The sequence below is a fragment of the Agromyces larvae genome, assembly GCF_022811705.1.
Classification (GTDB): domain Bacteria; phylum Actinomycetota; class Actinomycetes; order Actinomycetales; family Microbacteriaceae; genus Agromyces; species Agromyces larvae.
The window spans coordinates 733469-748877 of record NZ_CP094528.1; the positions used below are offsets into that span (position 1 = coordinate 733469).

General features: G+C 72.1%; 19 protein-coding genes. 12 read left to right on the forward strand and 7 right to left on the reverse strand.

Annotation, left to right across the window (positions count from 1 at the left end; genetic code table 11):
- Positions 1-22: 22 nt before the first annotated feature.
- On the forward strand, positions 23-1231 hold the full coding sequence (locus MTO99_RS03360; protein WP_243556953.1) for an ROK family transcriptional regulator: 1209 nt from the start codon (positions 23-25) through the stop codon (positions 1229-1231).
- A 188-nt stretch (positions 1232-1419) separates the two neighbouring features.
- On the opposite strand, the gene msrA is transcribed toward MTO99_RS03360, so the two are convergent.
- On the reverse strand, positions 1420-1992 hold the full coding sequence (gene msrA, locus MTO99_RS03365) for a peptide-methionine (S)-S-oxide reductase MsrA (protein WP_243556955.1): 573 nt from the start codon (positions 1990-1992) through the stop codon (positions 1420-1422).
- A 153-nt stretch (positions 1993-2145) separates the two neighbouring features.
- Here msrA and MTO99_RS03370 point away from each other — a divergent pair, with 153 nt between their 5' ends.
- The 5 genes from MTO99_RS03370 to ligD all read left to right on the forward strand — a co-directional run bounded on the left by MTO99_RS03370 (position 2146) and on the right by ligD (position 7729).
- Entirely contained in the window at positions 2146-3876 is a 1731-nt protein-coding gene (locus MTO99_RS03370; protein ID WP_243556957.1) for a cation:proton antiporter, read from the forward strand.
- A 223-nt stretch (positions 3877-4099) separates the two neighbouring features.
- On the forward strand, positions 4100-5020 hold the full coding sequence (locus MTO99_RS03375; RefSeq protein WP_243558926.1) for an aggregation-promoting factor C-terminal-like domain-containing protein: 921 nt from the start codon (positions 4100-4102) through the stop codon (positions 5018-5020).
- Positions 5021-5065: 45 nt separating this feature from the next.
- Positions 5066-6106 carry a YihY/virulence factor BrkB family protein gene (locus MTO99_RS03380; RefSeq protein ID WP_243556959.1) on the forward strand — a complete coding sequence of 347 codons (1041 nt, stop codon included), beginning with the start codon at positions 5066-5068 and terminating at the stop codon, positions 6104-6106.
- Positions 6107-6162: 56 nt separating this feature from the next.
- Entirely contained in the window at positions 6163-6660 is a 498-nt protein-coding gene (locus MTO99_RS03385; RefSeq protein ID WP_243556961.1) for a nitroreductase family deazaflavin-dependent oxidoreductase, read from the forward strand.
- Positions 6661-6670: 10 nt separating this feature from the next.
- The gene (ligD, locus tag MTO99_RS03390) at positions 6671-7729 is read left to right on the forward strand and encodes a non-homologous end-joining DNA ligase (RefSeq protein WP_243556963.1); all 1059 of its coding nucleotides are present in this window, start codon (positions 6671-6673) and stop codon (positions 7727-7729) included.
- Here the strand turns inward: ligD and MTO99_RS03395 are convergent.
- A complete protein-coding gene (locus MTO99_RS03395) occupies positions 7705-8130 on the reverse strand; it encodes a YchJ family protein (RefSeq protein WP_243556965.1) in 426 nt (141 codons plus the stop codon). The two genes, ligD and MTO99_RS03395, sit on opposite strands and share 25 nt — an antisense overlap.
- A 178-nt stretch (positions 8131-8308) precedes the next feature.
- Between MTO99_RS03395 and MTO99_RS03400 the strand changes: the two genes are divergently transcribed.
- On the forward strand, positions 8309-9145 hold the full coding sequence (locus tag MTO99_RS03400) for an aggregation-promoting factor C-terminal-like domain-containing protein (RefSeq protein WP_243556967.1): 837 nt from the start codon (positions 8309-8311) through the stop codon (positions 9143-9145).
- 4 nt (positions 9146-9149) lie between these two features.
- Here the strand turns inward: MTO99_RS03400 and MTO99_RS03405 are convergent, their stop codons facing one another.
- The 3 genes from MTO99_RS03405 to MTO99_RS03415 are packed head-to-tail and all read right to left on the reverse strand — an operon-like array spanning position 9150 to position 10580.
- Positions 9150-9863 (reverse strand): NAD(P)H-hydrate epimerase, encoded by a 714-nt coding sequence (locus tag MTO99_RS03405; RefSeq protein ID WP_243556969.1) that lies wholly within the window; start codon positions 9861-9863, stop codon positions 9150-9152.
- Position 9864: 1 nt separating this feature from the next.
- Complete coding sequence (locus MTO99_RS03410; RefSeq protein WP_243556971.1) at positions 9865-10158, reverse strand: GNAT family N-acetyltransferase; 294 nt, start codon at positions 10156-10158, stop codon at positions 9865-9867.
- 47 nt (positions 10159-10205) lie between these two features.
- Positions 10206-10580: an RNA-binding S4 domain-containing protein gene (locus MTO99_RS03415; protein ID WP_243556972.1), complete on the reverse strand. Its 375-nt coding sequence runs from the start codon at positions 10578-10580 to the stop codon at positions 10206-10208.
- 70 nt (positions 10581-10650) lie between these two features.
- Between MTO99_RS03415 and MTO99_RS03420 the strand changes: the two genes are divergently transcribed.
- On the forward strand, positions 10651-11100 hold the full coding sequence (locus MTO99_RS03420) for an NUDIX domain-containing protein (RefSeq protein WP_354002507.1): 450 nt from the start codon (positions 10651-10653) through the stop codon (positions 11098-11100).
- Between the two features lie 16 nt (positions 11101-11116).
- On the opposite strand, the gene MTO99_RS03425 is transcribed toward MTO99_RS03420, so the two are convergent.
- Positions 11117-11941, reverse strand: a complete 825-nt coding sequence (locus MTO99_RS03425) for a DUF1295 domain-containing protein (RefSeq protein WP_243556974.1) — start codon at positions 11939-11941, stop codon at positions 11117-11119.
- Positions 11942-11973: 32 nt separating this feature from the next.
- Between MTO99_RS03425 and MTO99_RS03430 the strand changes: the two genes are divergently transcribed.
- The 4 genes from MTO99_RS03430 (at position 11974) to MTO99_RS03445 (ending at position 14496) form a co-directional block, all read left to right on the forward strand.
- Positions 11974-12570 carry a CDP-alcohol phosphatidyltransferase family protein gene (locus MTO99_RS03430; protein WP_243556976.1) on the forward strand — a complete coding sequence of 199 codons (597 nt, stop codon included), beginning with the start codon at positions 11974-11976 and terminating at the stop codon, positions 12568-12570.
- Between the two features lie 86 nt (positions 12571-12656).
- Positions 12657-13109 carry an FHA domain-containing protein gene (locus tag MTO99_RS03435; RefSeq protein WP_243558928.1) on the forward strand — a complete coding sequence of 151 codons (453 nt, stop codon included), beginning with the start codon at positions 12657-12659 and terminating at the stop codon, positions 13107-13109.
- Positions 13110-13195: 86 nt separating this feature from the next.
- On the forward strand, positions 13196-13831 hold the full coding sequence (gene ftsR / locus MTO99_RS03440; protein WP_243558930.1) for a transcriptional regulator FtsR: 636 nt from the start codon (positions 13196-13198) through the stop codon (positions 13829-13831).
- Between the two features lie 110 nt (positions 13832-13941).
- Entirely contained in the window at positions 13942-14496 is a 555-nt protein-coding gene (locus MTO99_RS03445; protein ID WP_243556978.1) for a MerR family transcriptional regulator, read from the forward strand.
- Positions 14497-14551: 55 nt separating this feature from the next.
- On the opposite strand, the gene MTO99_RS03450 is transcribed toward MTO99_RS03445, so the two are convergent.
- Positions 14552-15403 (reverse strand): ParA family protein, encoded by an 852-nt coding sequence (locus tag MTO99_RS03450; RefSeq protein WP_243556980.1) that lies wholly within the window; start codon positions 15401-15403, stop codon positions 14552-14554.
- Between the last annotated feature and the right edge of the window lie 6 nt (positions 15404-15409).

Genomic DNA, 15409 nt, shown 5'->3' on the forward strand with positions numbered 1-15409 from the left:
TGGGACGACGGAGGGAGTAGGCGTGGCACGTCGGGAACAGGCTGCCGGTCCGGGCAGTCGCGCACTCATCGTCGACCTGATCCGATCGGCCGGACGCATCAGCCGGGTCGAGCTGACCGAGCTCACCGGTCTCACGCAGCCGGCGGTGTCGGGTATCGTCCGCAAGCTCATCGACGACGGCGTGATCCGCGAGGCCGGCACCGTCGTGGCCACGCGCGGCAAGCCCCGATCGCTGCTCGAGCTCGACTCGCATGCCGCGTACGGCATCGGCATGCACATCAGCCCCGCCGCGATCACCTGCGTGGCGACGGACACCCTCGGCGGCGTCATCGCGCGCCAGGCGGTGGCCACGAGCGGCCCGGTCACCGAACCGATCGCCGATCGCATCGCCGAGCTGTTCCGGCGGTTCGTCGCCGCGGTCGGTCTCGACCCGGCCGACGTCGTCGGGCTCGCAGTGGCGGTGCCCGGTCCGCTCGACATCGCCACCGGCCGGGTCTACCTGCCGCCCAGGATCTCGGGGCTCGAGGGCGTCGCGCTGCGCGACGAGCTCGCTGCACGCCTCGACACCCGCGTGTTCGTCGACAACGACGCGTCGCTCGCGGCAGTCGGCGAGTTCTGGAGCCGCAACGTGTCGCGATCGGACGCGTTCGCGACGATCTACATGGACGGCGGCATCGGCGCGGGCGTCGTGCTCGACGGCGCACTGGTGCGCGGCGCGAGCTCGAACACGGCCGAGCTCGGCCACCTCACGGTCGAGCCCGACGGCGTGGCCTGCTTCTGCGGCAATATCGGATGCCTCGAGCGCTATGCGTCGCCCGCGGCCGTGGCCGGGCAGCTGCGCAGCTCGGGTCGCCCGCTGTCCGACGAGGCATCCGCGCTCGGCGACGACGCCCTCTTCGACCATCTCGCGCGCGCCGCCGTCACGGGCGACGCCGAGGCCGCCCACGTGGTGCGTGCCGCGGCCGAGCGGCTCGCTCTCGCCGCGGTCACCCTGGTCAACCTGTTCGACGTCGACCGAGTGGTGCTGGCCGGTGCGGGCTTCGCCGTCGCCGGCTCGATCTTCGTGCGGGCGGTGCAGCACCGGCTCGACGAGCGCGCGTTCGCCCGCGCCATCCACGCCACCCGCGTCGAACTGGCGATCGATCCGCGCGACTCCGCCGCCATCGGCGCGGCGACCCTCGTGCTGCAGAGCTCGGTGGCGCCCGGCCACGGGCCGGCCGCGCGTTCCTAGGGAAGGTCGTCGCCGCCGGGCACCGAATCCTGAAGTGATCATCGTCGGTTGACATCCGATGTCTGCTCCCGACACCCAGCGCACCGGCGGGATCGTCGCGTGAGACGCCCGCTCACCGCATGAGACGCGGAACCGGGGCGCGGGCATCGCCGCGCCCCGGTTCTCGTGCGGGTCGACCCGAGTTCGTGTCAGGCCGTGGGGGCCGACTCCGACGCGGCGGCTGCCGCGGTCTCCTCGCGATGCGGCAGCTTCCACCCGGGGCGCACGAAGTGGCAGGTGTACCCCCACGGGATGCGCTCCAGGTAGTCCTGATGCTCGGGCTCCGCCTCCCAGAACGGACCGGCGGGCTCGATCGTGGTCACCGCCTCGCCGGGCCACAGGCCCGAGGCATCCACATCGGCGATCGTGTCGCGGGCGATCTGCTCCTGCTCGGGGGAGAGCGGGAAGATCGCCGAGCGGTAGCTCGTGCCGATGTCGTTGCCCTGCCGGTTCAGCGTCGTCGGGTCGTGGATCTGGAAGAAGAACTCCAGGATGTCGCGGTAGCTCGTCTTCGCGGGGTCGTACACGATCTCGACGGCCTCGGCGTGGCCGGGATGGTTGCGATACGTGGCGTCCGCGTTCTGCCCGCCCGTGTAGCCGACCCGGGTGTCGAGCACGCCGGGCTGCTTGCGGATCAGATCCTCGACGCCCCAGAAACACCCTCCGGCCAGCACCGCGGTCTCGGTACCGGGAACGCGGGTGATCTCGCCAGGTGCGGTCATGGTCGTCCTCCTCGTCGAGGCAGGTGACTCCGTCGATCGGAGCGGATGCCTCGCCATCCGATCCAACACCAGGGGCGGCGATGCTGTTCCCGGTATCGCGGTGCATTCCCCCCGTACGACAGACTGGCACGCAGAGAACGGGAAGGGGGCGCCGTGGAGGTGCTCGTCGTCATCGTGCTGGGCTTGCTCGGCATCGCCGCGGCCGCCACGATCGGCCCGCGCCTGCGCGTCGCGTCGCCGCTGCTGCTGGTGCTGCTCGGCATCGTCGTGAGCTTCCTGCCGTTCATCCCCGATATCGAGATCGACCCCGAATGGATCCTCGCGGGGATCCTGCCGCCGCTGCTCTACGCATCGGCGATCGCGATGCCCTCGATGGAGTTCCGACGCGAGTTCGGCGCGATCAGCGGGCTCTCCATCGGCCTGGTCGTGGTCAGCTCCGGCCTGCTCGGTCTGCTGTTCGCGTGGCTCATCCCCGGCCTCGGGCTCGCGCTGGGCATCGCGCTCGGCGCGATCGTGAGCCCCACCGACGCCGTCGCCACCTCGATCGTGAAACGCATCGGCGTGTCGCCGCGCATCGTCACGGTGCTCGAGGGGGAGAGCCTGCTGAACGACGCGAGCGCGCTGGTGCTGCTGCGCTCGGCGATCGCGGCGACCGCGGCATCGGTGACGATCTGGGACGTCGTCGGCGATTTCGCCTTCGCCGTCGGCGTGGCGGTCGTGCTCGGCTGGCTCGTCGGGCGCGTCAACCTGTGGGTGCGATCGCGGGTGACGGATGCCACGGTCAACACCGTCATCTCGTTCACGGTGCCGTTCCTCGCCTCGCTCCCGGCCGAAGCGCTCGGAGCATCCGGCCTCGTCGCCGCCGTCGTCGCGGGCCTCGTGACCGGGCGCGGCGCGATCCGAAGCCTCTCGCCCGGCCACCGCATCTCCGACGCCCGCAACTGGAGTGCGATCGAGCTCATCCTCGAGGGGACCGTCTTCCTCATCCTCGGCCTCGAGTTCTCGACCCTGCTCGACGACCTCTCGAACGAACGCGTGGGCATCGAGGTCGGCGTGCTGCTCGCGCTCGCCGCGCTCGCCGCGGTCGTCGCGGTGCGCGCGGGATACGTCGCGATCACACTGTGGATCCTCGCGCGCCGACGTCGTCGGGCCGCGGCGATGCGACCCCGCATCGAGCAGATCCAGCAGCGACTCGACGCGCACGACCTCACCGAGCGCGCCGAGACCGCGGTCGAGGAGGCGGCGGCGGGCGAGAGGGGGCCGGACGCGGCCGACGAGCCGACCGCCGCGGACAGGGGTCGACCCGAGCGGCGGCGACCCGACGGTCCACGGCTGGAGCGGGTGCGGCGGATGCTCCGGCGCAAGGCCGCGGACATCGACTACTTCCTCGCGGTGCCCCTCGGGTGGCGTGAAGGCGCCGTCATCGTCTGGGCCGGCATGCGGGGCGCGGTCACCCTCGCCGCCGCCCAGACCCTGCCGAACGACACCCCCGGCAGATCGCTGCTGGTGCTCACCGCGTTCTTCGTGGCGGCCCTGTCGCTGCTCATCCAGGGCGGCACGCTGAGCTGGTTCATCCGTCTGGTGAAACCGGCGCCGATCGACACCCGGGCCGTCGGCGAGGAACGCGCCGAGGTGAATCGACTGATGCACACGGTCGCCGAGCGGGTGACCGCCGAACGGCGCGACGTCACCGAGACGGCGCGGGCGAAGGGCGAGGCGGGGCGCGAACTCGTGCGCAAGCTGCGTCTGGAGATCATCGCGGCCCAGCGCGAAGCGCTGCTGGAGGCGCGCGACGACGGCCTCTACAGTTCGGCGGCGCTCGCGGGTGCACTGGACGTGCTCGACGCCGAGGAGCTCAGCATGGAGTTGCGCGGCGAGGCCTGAACCGGCCGCTGATCGGCCGTTCCTGCCGTTATCACGTCACCTCGGCATCCGCGAGCCCGCTCACGGGATTGCCAGACAAAGGTGAGGAACCGTCCAGAACGGGTCTGCAGACTGACTGCTTCCGCCTCGGCCCCGTCCGAGGCATCCGTTTGCCCCCGACTGGAACGAGACCGCGCCCGCGCCCGACGAGCCCAGCTCGCCGCACCGTGCGCCCGTGAACGCTATGCAGAACCAGAACCAGAACCAGAACCAGCTTTCGAACCCCACCCCCGACGCCGACCTCCGCACCGGACCCACCCGCCGCGAAGCGCGCCTCCGCCGCCGCCACGACTGGCGGGTCAGCGTCGTCACCGGCGCCGCCGTCGTCGCCATCGCCGCCGTCTCCGGTGTCGGCTTCGTCTCGCAGAACGCCGTCGCCGCGCAGCGCGACCGCGTCGCCGAGACCCGCGCGCTCACCGACGCCGGCAACGCCGACACCATCCAGGCCGCGAGCCACAGCGTGGTGCTCGACGCACGCGCCGCGTTCGAGGCGAAGCACGCGCTCGCCGATGCCGGCGCCGCGGTCGCCGCCGCGGCCGGCAAGGTCGACGCCGCAGCGCTCGCTTCGACCGTCGCGATCCTCGACGACTACGAGCGGCTGTCGCCGTCGCGCGTCTTCGCGCTCGCGACGCAGGCCGGGCAGCTCGCCCAGGACGTGCAGGCGCGGGTCGCCGAGTTCGACCGCGTCGCCGCCGAGCAAGCCGCGGCGCAGGCCGCTGCGGAGGCGGCCGCCGCCGCGAAGGCCGCTGAGCAGGCCGCCGGATCCTCGGCCGCGTCCCGGCCGTCCGCGCCGTCGAACCCGAGCGAGGCGCAGTCCATCGCCCGGAGCCTGATGGCCTCGATGTACGGCTGGGGCGACGACCAGTTCGGATGCCTCGTCGAACTCTGGAACCACGAATCGGGCTGGAACGTGTACGCCTCGAACGGTTCGAGCGGCGCCTACGGCATCCCGCAGGCGCTGCCCGGCAGCAAGATGGCCTCGGCCGGTGCCGATTGGCAGACCAACCCGGCGACGCAGATCACCTGGGGCCTCGGGTACGTCGCCGGCCGCTACGGCACCCCGTGCGGCGCCTGGGACTCGTTCAGTGCGAAGGGCTGGTACTGACGCAACCCCTGTCGGGAGCGGGCCGCCGGCACGTAGCCTGACGGGATGGACGAACGCTCCGACGCGCCCGCGACCAGGTCCGATTCCGGACCGGTCGCGGGCGTTCGTCGGCTGATCGCGTGGGTGCTGAGCACGAAGCCGGCCCGAGCGTTCCTGTTGTATCAGGAGAGCCACGGGCCGAAGCTCGCCGACAGCGTCACCTACCGCACGCTGTTCTCGTTGTTCGCGGGCGTGTTCCTCGGGTTCGCGATCGCGGGCCTGTGGCTGGCCGGCAATCCCAACGCGATGGACGCCCTGGTCGAGGCGCTGGACGCCGCGATCCCCGGCCTGGTCGGCTCGGGTGGGCTGATCGATCCCGGCGACCTGGTGCAGCCGCTCAGCTTCGGCATCGCCGGCTCGGTCGCGCTCATCGGGCTCGTCGGCACCGCGATCGGCGCGATCGACTCGTTGCGCGCGGCGTTCCGCACCATCGCGGCGAAGCCCGACAGCACGATGTTCGTGGTGTGGCGCATCCTGCTCGATCTCGCGACGGCGATCGGGTTCGGCGCGCTGCTCGCGGCGTCCGCGGTCGTCACGGTCGGGGGCACGGTGCTGGTCGGCACCCTGCTCGATCTCATCGGCATCGGGTCGGGGTCGCCGCCCGCGCGGATCGCGACGCAGTCGATCTCGGTCGTCGTCACCTTCGCGATCGACACCGTGGTGATCGCGTGCCTCTTCCTGCTGCTGTCGGGCGTGCGACCCCGCGCGAGGGAACTGTGGGTCGGTGCTGCACTCGGCGGCATCGGGCTCACCGTGCTGCAGGTGCTCTCGAGCCTGTTCGTGGGCGGCGCGTCCAACAACCCGCTGCTCGCCTCGTTCGGCTCGCTCATCGCCCTGCTGATCTGGCTGAACCTGTCGGCGCAGGTGATCCTGCTCGCGGGCGCTTACATCGTGACGGGGGTCGAGGAGCGCATCGACCGGGTCGCCGAGCGATACGGCGCCCGGTCGATGGCGCTCCGCCGGCTGCGCCGTGCGGAGCGGCGGGCGCAGGAGGCGGGCCAGGAGGTCGTCGCGGCCCGGGAGGCGGTCGAGCGGATCGCCGACTGAACCGGATGTCGCGACGGACGGGTGCGCCCGGGCCGGTCCACCGGCAGAATGCAGGGATGCCCCGCACGCAGCAGCTCGTCCGCCGCATCGTCGCCCCGCTCAGCCGGACCCGGGTGTTCCGGCGCATCGCCCCGGTGCTGCTGCCCGTCTTCGAGCGGCTCGTGTCGTGGGTGTCGGGCGGGCGCGCCCAGGTGAGCGGGCTGCTGGTGCCGTCCCTGGTACTGCGCTCCGTGGGTGCGAAGAGCGGTGCGCCGCGCGAGACCGTGCTCATGTACACGCCCGACGGCGAGGGTCGTGCGATCGTGGCGGGCACGAGTTTCGCGCGCGAGCGGCATCCCGCGTGGACCTACAATCTGCTCGCGCACCCCGACGCCGAGATCACCGTGCGCGAGCGTCGGCTCGCGGTCGTGGCGACCCTCATCCCCGACGACGAGCGCGACGCGGCCTGGGCGCGGATCGAGCGACAGTGGCCCGGCTACCGCAGCTACGAGCGCGAGTCGGGCCGCGTCGTGCGCCTGTTCCGGCTGCGACCGGTGCGCGAGCTCATGCGGTAGCGTCGCGACCATGGCTGCCGACGCAGTGACGATGACGGTCCCCGGCCCGCACGGCGACCGGGAGGTGCGCCTGTCGAGCCCCGGTCGAGTCCTCTGGCCCGAGGTCGGCATCACCAAGCGCGAGCTCGCCGAGTACCTGGTCGCGGTGGGCGAGCCGTTCGTCGAGGCGAACGGCGACCGCCCGGTGTCGCTGCAGCGGTTCCCGGGCGGGGTCGACGGCGAGCAGTTCTTCTCGAAGAACCCGCCGAAGGGCGCGCCCGAGTGGGTGCGGGCCGTGCCGGTGACGTATCCGAGCGGGCGGTCGCATCCGCAGCTCGTGATCGACGAACCCGCGGGCGCGGTGTGGGCGGCGCAGATGAACACCGTGGTGTTCCATCCGTGGGCGTCGCGGGCCGAGGCATCCGATCTGCCCGACCAGCTGCGCATCGATCTCGACCCGCAACCCGGCACCGGCTACGCCGAGGCGATCGAACCGGCGCTGGCGCTGCGCGACCTGCTAGTCGAGGTCGGGCTCACCCCGTTCGCGAAGACCTCGGGCAACCGGGGCATCCACGTGTTCGCCCCGATCGCGGCAGAGCACGAGTTCCTCGACGTGCGGCACGCCGTGATCGCGGTGGCCCGCGAGCTGGAGCGGCGCATGCCCGACCGTGTGACGACCGCCTGGTGGAAGGAGGAGCGCGGCGAGCGGGTGTTCGTCGACTTCAATCAGGCGAACCGCGACCGCACCATGGCGGGCGCCTACAGCCCGCGGGCGCTGCCGTGGGCGAGCGTGTCGTGTCCGCTCGAGTGGGGCGAGGTGCCCGACGCCGACCCGCGCGACTTCACCGTCCGCACCGTGCCCGCCCGCCTCGCCGAGCGGGGCGACCCGTGGGCCGGGATGCACGCGCAGGCGGGGCGCATCGACACGCTGCTCGACTGGTGGCGGCGCGACCTCGACGACGGCCTGGGCGAGCTGCCGTTCCCGCCCGACTTCCCGAAGATGCCGGGCGAGCCGCCGAGGGTGCAGCCCTCCCGCAAGAACGCCGCCAACTGGGACGACGAGGGTCAGCCGACGTCGCCGTCGACGTAACGCCACCGTCCCTCGTCGCGCACGAAGCGGCTCACCTCGTGCAGCCGCCCGCGTGCCTCGCCCTCGCGCCATGCCGCGTCGAACTCGACGGTGCCGCGGTCGTCGAACGGGCCGCCGCGGTCGGTGCCGAGGATCGCGAGCCGTCGCCATTCGAGCGCCGGGTCGAGTTCGATCGTCGCCGGGCGGGTGGTCGGATGCCACGTCTCCACGAGGTAGGCGGCGTCGCCGACGGCGTACGCGGTGTACCGCGACCGCATGAGCTGCACGGCCGTCGGCGCGGCCGCCCCGCGCAGGAACGGGGCGCAGCAGGCGCCGAACACGTCGCCCGACCCGCAGGGGCATCGCGCGTCGTCGGCGGGGAAGCCGGTGGCGGGTCGGGACGATTCGGCGGAGGGCGGCACGCCCTCGATTCTGCCGAATCCGGCGGGGGAGCGTGGTCGCGCTCTCACGAGTTCATCAGGTGGAACTGAGGATCTGTTCAGATTCGGGGGGCAGAGTGTCGGACTTGTGCGTGCGCCTCCGGCTCGGAGGGCGCAACCCGACCCGGATCCCCCGATCCATCCGAGCACCCCCGAATCTATGCGCAATACCGATGTGAACCTGCCCGAAACCGATCTCGTCCCCGACACCCAGCAGACCCGCCGCAGCATCAGACTGCACCGCCTCGGCCGTCGCCGCCTCATCGTCGCCGGCGCGATCGGCGCGGCCGGCCTCCTCGCCGGCACCGGCTTCACGCTGCAGGCCGCCGCCGAACAGCAGGCCCGCGTCGAGGCCACGGCCGCGATCACGAACGCGACCGGACTCGACCACGACCAGCTCGGCGCCTACCGCGACATCGCGGCCGCGAAAGCGATCGACACGGCGAAGGACACGCTGACGGTCGCCACCGACGCCCTCGCCGCCGCCGACGGCAAGGTGGACGCGTCGGGCCTCGCGGCCTCGGTCGCCTCGCTCGGCGCCTACCAGACCCTGTCGACCGACAAGGTCATCGACCTCACGATCCAGACGAAGTCCGAGGCCGAGAAGGCCCGCGCCGCGGTGCAGGAGTACGAACGCGTCCAGGCCGAGCAGGCCGCCGCCGCGGCCGCCGCACTCGCCGCGGCGAACACGCCCGACGGGGCTCGCGCGTACGCCGCCGAGCTCGCCGCCTCGCGGTACGGCTGGGGCTCCGACCAGTTCTCCTGCCTGAGCAACCTCTGGCAGAAGGAGTCGGGCTGGAACTACCAGGCGTACAACGCCTCCAGCGGTGCCGCCGGGATCCCGCAGTCGCTGCCCGGCGACAAGATGGCGACCGCTGGCGCCGACTGGCAGACGAACGCCCGCACCCAGATCTCGTGGGGGCTCGACTACATCCAGCGCGCGTACGGCACGCCCTGCAGCGCGTGGAGCCACTCGCAGTCGATGAACTGGTACTGATCGCTCACGCCCGCTCGACGAGCGGGGTCATCGTCGACAGCTCGGCTCCGAGCCCGAGATCGACCAGCTCGAGCCGGCCCGCGTACGCCGCGGCCGGCTCGAGCAGCGTTCCGGCCTTCACGGCACCGAACGTCACGGTGAGGTCGGCGTGCAGCACGGCGGGGTCGGGCACCGTGCCGTCATCGGGGTGGACGCCGCTCGGCAGGTCGACCGCGATCACGATCGCCCGGTTCGATCGGTCGGATGCCTCGAGCCGGGCCCGTACCGCGAGCACGATGTCGCGCGCGGCGCCGCGCAGCGCGGGGGACGCGGCCGTCCCGGTCGTCGTCCCGGTGCCGAGGATCCCGTCCACGACGACCGCGGCGGCGGCGGCCGTCGCAGCGATCGCCGCGGCATCCGCGCCGTCGTCGCCGACGAACCGTGCGCCTGCCATGCGCGCCGCCGCCTCGCCGGCCGCGTGGCGCCGCGTCGCGACGGGTGCGACGAGCACCTCGATGCCGTCGGCGGCGAGCTCGGCGCCCGCGAACAGCGCGTCCCCTCCGTTGTCGCCGGGCCCGACGAGCAGGAGCACCGGCCCCTCGCTGCGCGGTGCCGCCGCCCGCTCGCGGCGGATCGCCGCCGCCAGGGCCGACGCCGCCCGCCGCATCAACGGCTCGCCCGCGGCGAGGTGCGGCGCCTCGGCCGTGCGCACCTGCTCGGCGGAGTAGCCCGCGACCACGTCAGGCCACCCGGGGGTCGAGCAGACGCGCCCGATCGGGATGCCGATCGAACCATTCGCCGACGTACCAGCAGCTCGGCACGATCCTCAGCTTCGTCGTGCGTTCGACGTCGTCCACCGCGAACGCGACGAGCTCGCCCGCGAGCCCCGCGCCCCGGTAGGGCGGGTTCGTGAACGTGCGATGGAACGACACCGACTCGCCGAGCACCCGGTAGTCGAGCACGCTCGCGATGCGCCCGTCGACCAGCAGCACGTAGCGGTGGGCGTCGGGCTCGTGAGCGAACTGCTTCTCCACGGGATCAGGTTACGCCGGTTCCGTGTCGGATCGGGGGAGCGCGGGGCTCAGCGCCGGCGCAGTCGCTCGAGCTCGCGTCGCTCGCGCTTGGTCGGCCGGCCCGCACCCCGGTCGCGGATGACCGCGGCCGGCGCCTCCTCACGCGGCGGCGGTGCCGGCGTCAGGTCCTCGAGCGCGGTGGCGGCCAGCGTCGCGGACACGCGCTTCACGATCGTGCGGCGCACGATGAGCCGCCGATCGACGCCGTGCACGCGCACGCGGACCTCGTCGCCGGGTCGAACCGGCTGCGCCGCCTTCGCCCGCTCGCCGTTCACGCGCACATGCCCCGCGCGGCAGGCCGCCGTCGCGGCGGAACGGGTCTTGAACTGGCGCACCGCCCAGAGCCACGCGTCGATGCGGGCGGATGCCTCGTCGCCGGTCATCCCCTCAGCCTACGTGTCACGATGCGACGCCCGGCTCCTGGGCGGTCGCCCGGTGCGTCATGCTTGGAGGATGCGCGGTTCGAGCGGCGACGCCTGGGTGGAAGGTCCCGACGGCACCAGGTACTGGGGTCGGTTCGGAGCGGCGGGCCTGCTCGCGGTGACGTCCGGCCGCGAGGTCCTGCTGCAGCATCGCGCCGAGTGGAGCCACTACGGCGGGACGTGGGGGATCCCGGGCGGCGCGCGCCACGAGCACGAGACCGCGATCGGCGCCGCGATCCGCGAGGCGAACGAAGAGGCCGGCGTGCCGGCGGAGCTCGTCGAGGTGCGCTTCAGCACCGTGCTCGACCTCGGCTTCTGGAGCTACACCACCGTCGTCGCCGACGTCGTCCGGCGATTCGACCCGGTGGCGGGCGACGCCGAGAGCATCGAGCTGCGCTGGACCCCGGCCGACGAGGTCGCGCTGCTGCCGCTGCATCCGCGCTTCGCCGAAGCCTGGCCCGCGCTGCGCGAGCGGATCTGACCGACCCGGCCGCCGCTCAGCTCGGCGTCTCGATCGCGCTGCGCTCGCGTGCGGGGAACCACGGCACGAGCATCGACGTGCGGCGGCGGTAGTCGTCGTACCCGGGATGGCGCGACCGCGAGATGCTCTCGGTGAACAGCGTCGACCCGATGAACAGCAGCGTGAGCAGCGCGGCGCCCGCGATCGTCCAGTGCAGCCAGACGCCGGTGGCCGCGATCGCGAACCCGTAGAACACCCACCACTGCGCCTGCTCGAAGAAGAAGTTCGGGTGCCGCGAGTACCGGAACAGCCCGGTCTGCAGGAACCCCGGCTCGGGTGTGCGGCCGGCGGCGCGCTCGGCCGCCTTCCAGCGGTGGAAGTTCCACTGCTGCTGGTCGGCGATCGTCTCGCCGGCCAGGAACGCGAGGAACACCGCGGCCAGCAGCACATCCCATCCGCCGATCGGCGCGCCGGACGTCGCCGCGGTCGCGGCGGGCAGGCAGAACGCCAGGATCAGCGCGTTCTGGTAGATCGAGATGAACAGCAGGTTGAACACCTGGTAGGCCCAGCCCGGCATCCGGCCCTGCAGGATCTTCCAGCGGTAGTCCTCGCCGCCCGGCCGGTAGCCGCCCTTGCGCTGGAAATTGAAGGTGAGCCGGATGCCCCAGAGCGTCACGAGCAGCGCCATCAGCACGAGCCGGGGCGCGAACTGCGCCGCCGCGGCGAAGATCCACACGTAGGCGATGGGAGCGATCGACCAGATGCGGTCGACCCAGGAGTACTCCTGGGTGATGACCGACAGCAGCCACGTCGCCGCGGTGATCGCCGCGCACAGCACCAGACACGCGATGAGGGGGTCCATGCGGCGATTCTACGGATCGATAGGATCGACCCGTGGCTGCGACCGGGACCGGGGACGCCGACCGGAGGGTCTGGACGATCCCCAACGTGCTCAGCATGCTGCGCCTCGCTCTCGTCCCCGTGTTCCTCGTGTATCTCGTGCTCGGCGACTACGTCGCCGCGCTCGTCGTCCTCGTCGCGGCGAGCCTCAGCGATCTGCTCGACGGGTTCCTCGCCCGCCGGCTGAACCAGATCACGCGTCTCGGGCAGCTGCTCGATCCCGCAGCCGACCGGCTGTACATCTTCGCCGCACTCGTCGGCCTCGCCGCCGGCGGCCTCGTGCCGTGGTGGATCGTGGTCGTCGTCGTGGCGCGCGACGTCTTCCTCGTGGTGCTCGGCATCGTGCTGGCCAATCACGGGTACGGTCCGCTGCCGGTGCACCAGCTCGGCAAGGTGGCGACGTTCGCCCTCTTCTTCGGATTGCCGGTGATCATGCTCGGACTCGCGGTGCCCGCGCTCGAACCGGTGACCGAACCGGTCGGCTGGGCGATCACCCTCTGGGGCGCGTTCCTCTACTGGTGGGCCGGGGTGATCTACGCGATCGAGACCGCCCGAGTCATCCGTATTGCACCTGTGGCACCCGACGTGTGATCCGATACGCTTGAAAACGGAGGTGACCCGTGGCGGAAGCAGACTTCAGCGACAACGACGACCGGGCCGCGCAGCAGGACTCGTCGATGCCGACCGGCGATCTCAGCCGGTCCGACGACACGACCATCGGCTTCAGCCGCGAGGCCGCTGCCGCGCTGAGCGCCGTCGACGCCGACATCACCGCGGAGGAGCAGGAGGCGATCGCCGCGCTGCCCTCGGGGTCGGCCCTGCTCATCGTGCGCCGCGGGCCCAACACCGGCGCCCGGTTCCTCCTCGACACCGACGTCACCACCGTCGGTCGGCACCCCGACGCCGACATCTTCCTCGACGACGTGACCGTCTCGCGCAAGCACGCCGAGTTCGTCCGACACCGCACGGCGTTCGAGGTCAAAGACCTGAGCTCGCTGAACGGCACCTACTACGACGGGGTGCGCATCGAGACCGCGCTGCTCACCGACGGCGCCGAGGTGCAGATCGGCAAGTACCGGCTCACGTTCTACGCATCCCGCCGCGACCTCGCGCCGTCGACGGGCGGGTGAATCGTGTTCGAGCGACCCGGAGGCGCGCCCTAGTGGCGGGCACGGCCGCCCCTCGACCCTCTGCAGACCGGGCACCCCTGCTCGGCATCGGCCAAGTGCTGGCCGGACTCCAGCCCGAGTTCCCCGAACTCACGCCGTCGAAGCTGCGCTTCCTCGAAGAGCAGGGCCTCGTCTCGCCCTCCCGCACGCCCGCCGGGTACCGCAAGTTCTCGCCCGACGACCTCGAACGGATCCGGTTCGTGCTGTCGATGCAGCGCGACCACTACCTGCCGCTCAAGGTGATCCGCGCCCACCTCGAGGCGATCGACGAGGGGCGCACGCCCGCGCTGCCCGGCGCGACGGCCGCCCCGCCCCGGCCGGCGTCGACCAGGCTGCGTCGTGACGACCTGCTGGCCGCGGCCGGCGCGCCGGCGACCCTGCTCGACGAAGCGGTGTCCGCCGGACTCATCGCCCCCGCCGAGGTCTACGGCGACGACGCGGTGGCCGCGCTGCGCGCGCTGTCGGCACTGCGGGCCGCCGGCATCGAGCCGAGGCACCTGCGAAGCCTCCGCGTCGCGGCCGAGCGCGAGGCGTCGCTCGTCGAACGCGCCGTCGCACCCGCCCGTCGCCCCGATCCGGCAGGTCAGGCCCGGGTCGCCGAGCGCGCCCTCGAACTCGCCCGCCATCTCGAGACGGTGCACCGCCAGGTCGTGCGGCAGGCCGTGTCGAAGATCGTCAGATGAGCCGCGACACGCCATGACGATCGGCCCGATGTGCTTGGTGGCGGCCCGGCCGGTCGGTAGCGTTGAGGATGCGCCGACGGGGTGCGGGCGCGAAAGTGAGGGGCGATCGGATGACTGAGCTCGATCGGAGCGAGCGCACGCGCTACGACCTCGGCGTGCTCTTCACCGACGGCCTGCCCGAGTACGACGACGGCACCGGGTATCGCGGCGCCGTCGCGGCGAAGGCCGCCGGCATCAGCTATCGGCAGCTCGACTACTGGGCGCGCACCGAACTCGTCGAGCCGACCATCCGCAGTGCCGCGGGGTCGGGCACGCAACGGCTGTACGGATTCCGCGACATCCTCGTGCTGAAGCTCGTGAAGCGCCTGCTCGACACGGGCATCTCGTTGCAGCAGATCCGCACCGCGGTCACGCAGCTGCGCGAAGCGGGCGTCGAAGACCTCGCCCAGACCACGCTCATGAGCGACGGCGCCAGCGTCTACCTCTGCACCAGCGACGACGAGGTGATCGATCTCGTGAACCGCGGTCAGGGGGTGTTCGGCATCGCCGTCGGCAAGGTGCTGCGCGAGGTCGAGTCCACGCTCATCGAGCTCGACACCCAGGCGGCCGACCCGGTCGACGAGCTCGCGATGCGTCGCACCGCGAAGTCGCGCAAGATCTCCTGACGCGCGCTCGACGGCGTCCGCGGGGCGCCGGTCGGCGAACCGTGCGCCGGTGCGCTCAGTGCGCGCCCGACTGCAGCGGCAGCGGCGTCGGACCGGTGAGCGGCTGGTGGGCGAACTCGCCGATGCGAGCCGTGCGCAGCACCCGCTCGAGCAACTGGTCGAAGTGCGCCGACATCTCTTCGGCGCTCTCGCCCGGCCACATGTGCAGAGGCTTCGCCGCACCCTGGGCCTGCTGCAACGAGGTGCGCTCGGGCAGCTGCGGGGAGAGCACGAGCGGGCCGAACATGTCGCGCAGCTCCTTGATGCGGAACTGGTGCTCGAGCGACTGGACGCGGGCACGGTTCACGATGATGCCGAGCGGCTGCAAGCGGGGGGAGAGGCCGCGACGGATCTCCTCGATCGCGCGGAGCGCGCGGTCGGCGGCGGCCACCGAGAACAGGCCGGGCTCGGTGACCACGGCGACCCGGTCGCTCGCCGCCCACGCGGTGCGGGTGAGCGCGTTCAACGAGGGAGCGCAGTCGATGAGCACGAGCTCGTAATCGCTCTCGACGTTGGCGAGGGCCTCTTCGAGCTTCCAGATGTCGCGGATCGACGGATGCGGCCCGTCGAAGTTGATCGCCGAGGGGCTGCCGATCATGACGTCGATCGTCGACTGCGGGTTCTGTCTCGCCCAACCGCTCGGCGCGATCGCCGAGCGCACGATGCGCTCCTTCGGCGATGCCAGGACGTCGGCCACGTTGAGGTGGCCGGCCACTTGGATGTCCATGCCGGTCGAGACGTCCGACTGCGGATCGAGGTCGACGACGAGCGTTCGCACCCCGCGTGCGAAGGCTGCGGACGCCAGTCCGAGGGTGACGGTGGTCTTGCCGACCCCGCCCTTCAGAGAACTGACCGAGAGAACGTGCACGAACAG

What these genes read in the sequence shown, in the direction of transcription:
- msrA (WP_243556955.1), bottom strand. Translation starts at nt 1,992, where the DNA reads ATGACCGCACCTGGCGAGATCACCCGCGTTCCCGGTACCGAGACCGCG.
- MTO99_RS03375 (WP_243558926.1), top strand. Translation starts at nt 4,100, where the DNA reads ATGCAGAACCAGAACCAGAACCAGAACCAGCTTTCGAACCCCACCCCC.
- MTO99_RS03380 (WP_243556959.1), top strand. Translation starts at nt 5,066, where the DNA reads ATGGACGAACGCTCCGACGCGCCCGCGACCAGGTCCGATTCCGGACCG.
- MTO99_RS03385 (WP_243556961.1), top strand. Translation starts at nt 6,163, where the DNA reads ATGCCCCGCACGCAGCAGCTCGTCCGCCGCATCGTCGCCCCGCTCAGC.
- ligD (WP_243556963.1), top strand. Translation starts at nt 6,671, where the DNA reads ATGGCTGCCGACGCAGTGACGATGACGGTCCCCGGCCCGCACGGCGAC.
- MTO99_RS03400 (WP_243556967.1), top strand. Translation starts at nt 8,309, where the DNA reads ATGCGCAATACCGATGTGAACCTGCCCGAAACCGATCTCGTCCCCGAC.
- MTO99_RS03415 (WP_243556972.1), bottom strand. Translation starts at nt 10,580, where the DNA reads ATGACCGGCGACGAGGCATCCGCCCGCATCGACGCGTGGCTCTGGGCG.
- MTO99_RS03420 (WP_354002507.1), top strand. Translation starts at nt 10,651, where the DNA reads ATGCGCGGTTCGAGCGGCGACGCCTGGGTGGAAGGTCCCGACGGCACC.
- MTO99_RS03425 (WP_243556974.1), bottom strand. Translation starts at nt 11,941, where the DNA reads ATGGACCCCCTCATCGCGTGTCTGGTGCTGTGCGCGGCGATCACCGCG.
- MTO99_RS03435 (WP_243558928.1), top strand. Translation starts at nt 12,657, where the DNA reads ATGCCGACCGGCGATCTCAGCCGGTCCGACGACACGACCATCGGCTTC.
- MTO99_RS03445 (WP_243556978.1), top strand. Translation starts at nt 13,942, where the DNA reads ATGACTGAGCTCGATCGGAGCGAGCGCACGCGCTACGACCTCGGCGTG.